At 55.0% G+C, this 1,349-nt stretch carries 1 protein-coding gene; it reads right to left on the reverse strand.

Annotation, left to right across the window (positions count from 1 at the left end; genetic code table 11):
• Positions 1–54: 54 nt before the first annotated feature.
• Positions 55–1,269 carry an IS256 family transposase gene (locus B7988_RS14765; RefSeq protein WP_088639041.1) on the reverse strand — a complete coding sequence of 405 codons (1,215 nt, stop codon included), beginning with the start codon at positions 1,267–1,269 and terminating at the stop codon, positions 55–57.
• Positions 1,270–1,349 lie beyond the last annotated feature (80 nt).

The raw sequence follows: 1,349 nt of genomic DNA on the forward strand, positions 1-1,349 counted from the left end.
AGGTAGTGTAAATCAAACTGTGTCATCGTCCGTTGTTTGATTCCTTGGCAAAAATTATAAAATTACGAACCGGTCGCCGAACCTGATGCACAGCTGTTGCGCAATCAGCGACCAGTTTGCAAGCGGCATCGTCCATTTCTTCCTGATATTGCGGTAAGCGAGATAGACCAGCTTGACGAGGGAGTCGTCGGACGTGAACACGCCCTTCGTCTTCGTCACCTTGCGAACCTGGCGGTGGTAGCCCTCGACGGTGTTGGTCGTGTAGATGAGCCTGCGGATGTCTTCGGTATACTGAAAATAGCGGCTCAGGTTGGGCCAGTTCTCCTGCCAGGAACGGACGACTATCGGGTATTTTTCTCCCCATTTTGTGGCGAGGTTTCCAAGTTCCATTTCCGCCTTTTCGAGCGTCTTTGCTTGGTATACGAGCTTCAAGTCGACAAGGAACTCCTTCTGGTTCTTGCTCGCGACATACTTGAGCGAGTTCCTGATCTGGTGCACTATGCACAGCTGCACGTCCGTTTCCGGGAACACTGCGCCTATCGCGTCCGGGAAGCCCTTCAGGCCGTCGACGCATGCGACAAGGATGTCCTTGACGCCGCGGTTCTTGAGGTCGGTAAGCACGCTGAGCCAGAAGTTCGCCCCCTCGCTTTGCGAGACATACATTCCAAGCAGGTCCTTGAACCCGTGACGGTCAACGCCGAGAACGTTGTAGATGGCTCGGGACACGACGGCCCCCTTCTCGTCCTTCACCTTGTAGTGGATGGCGTCGAGCCAGACGATCGGATAGACGTCCTCGAGACCGCGATTACGCCAGGACTGGATTTCCGGCCATACCTTGTCCGTGATGTGGCTTATGGTTTCCGCGGAGATGGAACTTCCGTAGTTCTCCTCGATAAAACGGCTTATGTCGCGGGTGCTCTGGCCCTGGGCGTACAGCCCGATAATCTTGTCCGACAGACCTTCCGCAAGGATCGTCTCGCGCTTCTTGACGACCTCGGGTTCGAAGGTGCCGTCCCTGTCCCTCGGGGTCTCGATTTCCACGGGACCGTACTCGCTCTGGACCGTCTTCCGCATCTTCCCGTTGCGCCGGTCCTTGCCTCCGTTCCCCTTGTTTTCGGCGAGATGGTCATCCATCTCGGCGTCCAGAGCCGTGTTCAGGAAGTTCTCCAGCATGAAGTGGAACGCCCCGTTCTTGCCGAAGAGCGGCTCGCCCTTCTTGAACTGTTCCTTGGCCTTGGCCATTACCGAGTCAAGTTCTTCGTTTGTCATTGTCACAATCCTTTCCCTACATTATAGTAAGGTTTTGGGTTATTGGGGGTGGATTGTGACACAGTTTATTTTACAGCCTC

Origin of the sequence: Fibrobacter sp. UWB1 (genome assembly GCF_002210325.1) — a bacterium.
Lineage (GTDB): Bacteria > Fibrobacterota > Fibrobacteria > Fibrobacterales > Fibrobacteraceae > Fibrobacter.

Coding starts and splice junctions, on each gene's coding strand:
- B7988_RS14765 (WP_088639041.1), bottom strand. CDS start 1,269: ATGACAAACGAAGAACTTGACTCGGTAATGGCCAAGGCCAAGGAACAG.